The sequence below is a fragment of the Paracidovorax sp. MALMAid1276 genome, from assembly GCF_049198005.1.
Taxonomy (GTDB): Bacteria; Pseudomonadota; Gammaproteobacteria; order Burkholderiales; family Burkholderiaceae_C; genus Acidovorax.
Window position 1 is genome coordinate 1 of sequence record NZ_JBMIRS010000257.1, and the last position, 7,196, is coordinate 7,196.

Annotated in this window: 4 protein-coding genes; 1 reads left to right on the forward strand and 3 read right to left on the reverse strand. The window is 68.2% G+C overall.

The features are described from left to right. Positions 1-61: 61 nt before the first annotated feature. From ACOQFS_RS21865 to ACOQFS_RS21875, 3 genes are all read right to left on the reverse strand, one after another. On the reverse strand, positions 62-1,909 hold the full coding sequence (locus tag ACOQFS_RS21865) for an ABC transporter ATP-binding protein (RefSeq protein WP_421564911.1): 1,848 nt from the start codon (positions 1,907-1,909) through the stop codon (positions 62-64). 114 nt (positions 1,910-2,023) lie between these two features. Next, positions 2,024-2,491, reverse strand: coding sequence for a CopD family protein (locus ACOQFS_RS21870; RefSeq protein ID WP_421564908.1), 468 nt, complete (start codon positions 2,489-2,491; stop codon positions 2,024-2,026). A 150-nt stretch (positions 2,492-2,641) separates the two neighbouring features. Further along, complete coding sequence (locus tag ACOQFS_RS21875; protein WP_421564909.1) at positions 2,642-4,021, reverse strand: diguanylate cyclase domain-containing protein; 1,380 nt, start codon at positions 4,019-4,021, stop codon at positions 2,642-2,644. Positions 4,022-4,311: 290 nt separating this feature from the next. Here ACOQFS_RS21875 and ACOQFS_RS21880 point away from each other — a divergent pair. Beyond that, on the forward strand, positions 4,312-7,196 hold a 2,885-nt coding region (locus ACOQFS_RS21880; RefSeq protein ID WP_421564910.1), incomplete at its 3' end, for a bifunctional diguanylate cyclase/phosphodiesterase.

Here is a 7,196-nt window from a genome sequence, read left to right on the forward strand (position 1 = left end):
TGTGTCCACCGCACGCGTCCTCAAACAGGCCGAGGGAAAAAGACCTTGAAAGGGATGGCTCTTAGCCCTCGTCGTCTTCGTCACCCAGAAACCCGCCGCTCTGGTGCCCCCACAGCCGGGCATACACGCCGCCCAGCGCCAACAGCTGAGCGTGCGTGCCTTCCTCCACCACGCGGCCGGCGTCCATCACGATGAGGCGGTCCATGGCGGCGATGGTGGACAGGCGGTGGGCAATGGCGATCACGGTCTTGCCCTGCATCAGGCTGGCCAGGCTGCGCTGGATGGCGGCCTCGACCTCCGAATCGAGCGCGCTGGTGGCTTCGTCCAGCAGCAGGATGGGCGCGTCCTTCAGCATCACGCGGGCGATGGCCACGCGCTGGCGCTGCCCGCCCGAGAGCTTGACGCCGCGCTCGCCCACATGCGCCTCATAGCCCTGGCGGCCCTGCAGGTCGCTGAGGCTGGCGATGAAGTCTGCCGCCTCGGCGCGCTGGGCGGCCATGTGCATGTCGGCGTCGCTGGCATCGGGGCGGCCATACAGGATGTTGTCGCGCATGGATCGGTGCAGGAGCGAGGTGTCCTGCGTGACCATGCCGATGGCGCGGCGCAGGCTGTCCTGCGTGACTTGGGCAATGTCCTGCCCGTCGATGAGAATGCGGCCCGACGGCACATCGTGAAAGCGCAGCAGCAGGTTGACCAGGGTGGACTTGCCCGCCCCCGAGCGGCCGATGAGCCCGATCTTCTCGCCGGGCCGGATGGTGAGGTTCAGCCGGTCGATGACGGGCCGGGCCTGCGGCCCGTCGGCGTACGAAAAGCTCACATTCTCGAAGCGCACCTCGCCCCGCGTCACGGCCAGGGGCTGCGCATCGGGCGCATCCACCACCGTGCGCGGCTTCGTCAGCGTGTTGATGCCGTCCTGGATGGTGCCCACACTCTCGAACAGCGTGGTCATCTCCCACATCACCCAGTGCGCGTGGCCCGACACCCGCAGCGTCATGGCTGTGACGGCGGCCACCGCGCCCGCACCCACCTCGCCCGCAGACCACAGCCACAGCGCCGTGCCGCAGGCGCCCAGGATCATGGCCACCACCAGCAGCTGGTTGACGATCTCGAACAGGCTCACCAGGCGCATCTGCGCATAGCCCGTGAGCTTGAAGGCGTCCATGGCGGCGCGCGCGAACTCGGACTCGCGCCGCGTGTGCGAGAACAGCTTGACGGTGGCGATGTTGGTGTAGGCGTCGGTGATGCGCCCGGTCATCACCGAGCGGGCGTCGGCCTGCTGCTTGCCCACCTGGCCCAGGCGGGGCACGAAGTACCAGCAGGCCAGGCCGTAGGCGACCATCCACGCGGCAAACGGGGCCAGCAGGCGCGCATCAAAGCCCGCCAGCAGCACGAGAATGGTGACCAGGTAGATGCCCATCCCGATCACCACGTCGGTGGTCGTGAAGATCATGTCGCGCACGGCCAGCGCGGTCTGCATGATCTTGGTGGTGATGCGGCCCGCGAACTCGTCGGCATAGAAGGCCATGCTCTGGCCCAGCATCAGGCGGTGGAAGTTCCAGCGCAGCCGCAGCGGGAAGTTGATGGCCAGCACCTGGTGCTTGATGCTGGTCTGCCAGGCCACCAGGGCCACCGAGGTGAGCAGCAGTGCGGCGATGCCGATCAGCGCCACCTTGCGCTCGGCCCACAAGGTGCTGGGGGCGGTGGTCGACAGCCAGTCCACCACATGTCCCAGCACGGCAAACAGCATGGCTTCATAGACGGCGATCGCGGCAGAAAGCCCCGCCATCGCGGCCACATAGCCGCGCAGGCCCCGGGTGCCATCCCACACGAACGCCATGAAGGCTTTCGGCGGCAAGTGGGGTTCTGCGGGGGGATAAGGGGGCAGGCGGCTTTCGAAATACTTCAACAACAACACGGGTCCAGGCTCCTCGCGCGCGTTGCGGTGGTGGGGTCGCGCGGCCGCCCGATCGTAGAGGAGCGCCGCGACCCGTGTGCGCGAGAGGGCTTGTGCGCTGTGTCTTTTTTAGTAGAGCAAGGTGATGGCCACAATCGTCACGCCCAGCGCCAGGTTGACGCTCACCCAGGTGCGGATCGCCGCCAGCGCCTGCCCGCCGGCAGGCCAGTCGGACGCTGCCACCGCGCGCTGCAGGCGCTTGAACAGCGCGAAGCGGATGTGGCCGAAAATGGCCATCATCACCAGGCCCAGGGCGGCCATGATCGTCCAGTCGAGTGGCATGGCAAAGCTGCCGCCGGCCTGCACCGTCTGCTTGGCCACGCGTCCCACCATCCACAGGCCGGTGCCCAGCACCACGAGCACCGCCACGCTGACGGCCGCAAAAAAGCGCCGCAGCACCTCGTGCATCAGGCGCAGGCGCTCTGGTGGTTCGAGCTGAAGCGCGGCCGGGCGCAGAAAGAAATGGGCAAACACCATGCCGCCGACCCAGACGATCACGGACAGGACATGGAGCAACTGGAGGCTGTTGTAGAGCATGGTGTCTGGAGACAGGAGTGGAGTCAAAGTGTGGGGTTTGTGGGCGCAGCTCAGCTTGGAGCCGTGCGCGATTGTGCCGCCCGGCGGCGTGGAGGAAGGCTTTTCCCTGTAGCGGGTCTGCCTTTGAGATCGGCCGGCCGCGTCGTCGGCTCAGGCCGGGCCGGGTGCGGGCGGGGCCATCTGCACCCGGCCACCGCCGCCTTTCTTGGCCGCGTACATGGCGGCGTCCGCGCGGCCCAGCAGCTGGTGGTCTTCGCTGCCATGGTCAGGATAGATGGCAACGCCGATGCTGGGCCGCACGGGCAGGGCGATGCCGTCGAGGTCAAACGGCGCACTGAAGGCCGCGAGGACCTTGTCGGCGGCAGCTGCCGCATGTTCGCGCGCATGGCCGCCTTCGAGCAGCAACACGAACTCGTCCCCCCCCAGCCGCGCCACCGTGTCGGACGCGCGCACGCAGCCCAGCAGCCGCTGGGCCACACGCTGCAGTAGCAGGTCGCCCACGGCATGGCCGAGGGTGTCGTTCACTTCCTTGAAGCGGTCCAGATCGATGAACAGCAGCGACAGCAGCGTGCGGTCGCGCTGCGCGCGGGCCAGTGCGGTCTTGAGCCGGTCCAGAAAGAGCTGGCGGTTGGGCAGGTGGGTGAGGTGGTCGTACTGCGCCATGTGCTGCAACCGCTCGTGCATCTGCTGGCGCTCGATGGCGGCAGCCACCTGGGTCGAGACATACAGCAGCAGCTCCACATCCTTGTCGGTGTAGCGCGACTGTTCGCCATAGGCCTGCAGCACCAGCGCGCCCATGGGGCCGGCGGCGGACTGCAGCGGCACGCCCAGCCAGCAGCGCGGCCTGGGGTCGGCGGCTGCGGCGCCTTCGGGCCCTGCTGCGGGCTCTGCCGTGCCTTCGTCCTGCGGGGGCGCATGCAGCACGGCACGCCCTTCGCGCACCACCTGGGCGCACAGGGCGTCGTCGGCCAGCGCCCGCACGCCCGGGGCGCCGTGGTGCCGGTTCGCGTGGTAGGGATAGCTCAGCGTGTCCGTGGCCGCGTCGTACAGCACCACCGAGAAGTTGGTGGCGTCGAGCAAGGTGCCGATGATCTGGTGAATGCGCTCGAACAGCGTGTGCAGGGTGCGGGCGGCATGCGCCGCTTCCGAGATGGCATAGGTGGCGGCCTGCAGGAATTCGGTAATTTTGCGCTCGGTGATGTCGTGGGCCACCGCCAGGCGCACGTTGCGCTCGGGCACCCAGCGCGCCGTCCAGCGCACGTGCACGACGCTGCCGTCCTTGCGGATGTAGCGGTTCTCGAACTGCAGCTGCAGTTCACCGTCCATCACGTTCTGCGCCTGCTGCGCGGTCACCGCCAGATCCTCGGGGTGCACCATGTCCAGCATGCGCCGGCCGATCACTTCCTGGGGCGTGTAGCCAAAGATGCGCTCGAACGCGGGGCTCACATACACAATGGTGCTGTCGGGCTCGACCATGCACACCGCATCCAGCAGAAGCTCCACCACGTTCAGGGATGAAATGCTGTGCATGGTGCGCGAGGTAGTGGGGAAGGTGCGCGGGTACGCCATAGAGAGATGCCGCTCCATTGTGCTCCAGGCACCATTGTCTGCTCATCAATTAATAGCTGTTGTGGCCGGATGGTGTTGCGCTCAGCGCACTTTTTTCTGATTTTTTTCACTGTAACTACATGTTTGCCGCCGGGCGTGCGGATTCCCGCTATCCTGCGCTCTGTTTCCCGGCGGCCATCCCCGGGCCATCCCACGCAAAGGCACCGTTTCTGTCTCGTCCTGACTCACTCCAGCGGGCCCAGCCGTCCCCCTTGCCACGCACAGGTGGTTACAGGCACTGGCTGGCGGGGCTGGCCGTTGGCTTGCTGGGCCTGCTGCTGACCTGGGGCCTGGCGCAGCAGCAGGCGGAGTCGACGGCACAGGTGGAGCAGGCCCGGTTCGTGCAGGAAGCGCGCGCGTTCACAGAGACGCTGAGCCAGCGCATTGCAGCGCACACCGAAGTGGTGCTGGGCCTGCGCGGCCTGTTCACGGCCAACCCGCAGCTGACACGCCTGGATTTCGAGCGCGCCGCCAGCCAGATCGAGGTGGGCCAGCGCTACCCGGGCGTGCGCAACCTGTCGTTCACCCGCTGGGTGCCCGGCGCGGGCAAGGCGGAATTCGAGGCCCGCGTGCGCGCCGACACCTCGCTGTCGCCCGAGGGGTTTCCCACCTTCGCCATCCACCCTCCGGGCGAGCGGCCCGAATACTTCGTTGCCGAATACCTGTGGCCCATGCTGGGCAATGAGGGCGTGCTGGGGCTCGACATCAGCGCCCAGCCCACCAATCTGGCGGCCATGCGCTACAGCCGCGACAGCGGGGAGACTGTGGTGTCCGCCCCGTTCGACCTGCTGCAGGAAGAGTCGCACCGCGCGGGCGTGGTGATCCGCGTGCCGGTGTTCGACCCCACGGCGGGCGCGGCAGAGCAGCGCTTCATGGGCGCTGTGGCGTCCACCATCCGCGTGTACGACCTGGTGCAGGGGCTGGCCCACCAGGGCTATCTGAACGGCATTGCGGTGTCCATGGCCGACCACGGGCCCGTGCGCCCGGGCACCGGCGACACCACCGTGCGGCCGCTGCTGGAAAAAACGTCCGCCGCGCTGCCCGGCAGCGCCCCGCACGTACGCGATGTGGAAGTGCACGACCGGCTTTGGCGGCTGACGTTTCACCCCACGCGTTCGTTTCTTTCGCCGTCCGAAGCGCGCCTGCCGCTTCTGGCTGGGGTGGTGGGCGTTCTGGTCGCACTGCTGGCGGCCACCACCGTGGGCCTGCTCGTGCGCCAGCGGGCGCTGGCGCTGGCCCGGGCGCAAATGTCCGACGATGCCCGGCGCGAGAGCGAAGAGCGGTTTCGGGCCCTGTTCAACCAGGCCAGCATGGGCGTGGCGCAGCTGGACGCGCACACCGGCCGCTTCCTGCGCGTGAACCAGCGCCTTGCCGACATGTTGGGCTACACCCCCGATGAGTTGCAGGGCCTGAGCATGCGGGCCATCACCCACCCGGACGACCTCGCGGGTGAGGCGCCCCCGATGCAGGCACTGCGCGACGGCGCCACGCCCGAATACCGGCTCGAAAAGCGCTACCTGCACAAGGCCGGGCACGCGGTGTGGGTGGACGTCACGGTCTCGAAGATGTGGACGCCCGCCGAGGGCCCCGAGCACCACATGGTCGTGGTGCAGGACATCACCTCGCGCAAGCAGATGGAAGACAACCTGCGGGCCAACGAGCAGCGCCTGCGCAACATCCTGGAGCGCCTGCCCGTGGGCCTGTGCGTGGTGCAGGACGACGGCACCATCAGCTTCCGCAACGAGCGCTACGTGCAGATCTGCGGCTACACCGAGGAGGCCGTGCCCGACGCCAATACCTGGTGGGAGCGGGCCTACCCCGATGCCACCGAGCGCGTGGCGACACGCCAGAAGCTCGCGGGCGCCCGTGCGCTGGGCGTGATTCCGCTGGACGAATACACCATCCGCTGCGCGGACGGAAGCCTCAAGCCCGTGGAGATCTCCGGCATCTTCGTGGATGGGGGGCGCCTGATCACCATGCAGGACCTGAGCCAGCGCAAAGCGGCCGAGGAAGAGATCAACTCTCTGGCGTACTACGACCCGCTCACCCGCCTGCCCAACCGGCGCCTGCTGCTGGACCGCCTGCAGCAGGCCCTGGCCACCAGCGCGCGCCACCAGCGCAGCGGCGCGCTGATGCTGCTGGACCTGGACAACTTCAAGACGCTGAACGAAACCCGCGGCCATGACCGGGGCGACACGCTGCTGCAGCACGTGTCGCACCGCCTGCGCAGCTGCGTGCACGAGGACGACACCGTGGCGCGCCTGGGCGGTGATGAGTTTGTGGTGGTGCTGGAGGACCTGGCCGAAAGCCCCGAGGACGCCGCCGCGCGCAGCGAGGAAGTGGGCCAGCGCATTCTGGCCGTGCTGCGCGAGCCGTACGAGCTGGATGGCGGCGAGCACCACAGCTCGATCAGCATGGGCATCACCATCTTCAGCGACATGCGCGAGACGGTGGACGAGCTGCTCAAGCGCGCGGACCTGGCCCTGTACCAGGCCAAGGATGCAGGGCGCGACACCCTGCGCTTTTACGACCCCCGCATGCAGGCCGCCGTCACCGCCCGGGCCGAGCTGGAGCTGGACATGCGCGTGGGCCTGGCCCAGGGGCAGTTCGAGCTGTACTACCAGCCCCAGACCGACCACGGCCGCATCATCGGCGCCGAGGCGCTGCTGCGCTGGCGCCATCCGCGCGATGGTTTCATCTCGCCCGCGCATTTCATTCCGCTGGCGGAAGAGACGGGCCTCATCCTGCCGCTGGGCGAATGGGTGCTGCAGGCGGCCTGCCAGCGCCTGGCCGCCTGGGCGCAGCAGCCCGAGCTGGCCGGGCTGAGCCTGGCCGTCAACGTGAGTCCGCGCCAGTTTCACCAGGCCGGCTTCGTGCCCCAGGTGCTGGCGGCGCTCGCCAGCTCGGGCGCCGACGGCCGCCTGCTCAAGCTGGAGATGACCGAAAGCCTGCTGTTGCAGGACGTGGAGGACACGGTGGGCAAGATGGGCCAGCTCAAGGCCTATGGCGTGGGCTTTTCGCTGGACGACTTCGGCACGGGGTATTCGTCGCTGTCCTACCTCAAGCGCCTGCCGCTCGACCAGCTCAAGATCGACCA

What these genes read in the sequence shown, in the direction of transcription:
- ACOQFS_RS21870 (WP_421564908.1), bottom strand. Translation starts at nt 2,491, where the DNA reads ATGCTCTACAACAGCCTCCAGTTGCTCCATGTCCTGTCCGTGATCGTC.
- ACOQFS_RS21875 (WP_421564909.1), bottom strand. Translation starts at nt 4,021, where the DNA reads ATGCACAGCATTTCATCCCTGAACGTGGTGGAGCTTCTGCTGGATGCG.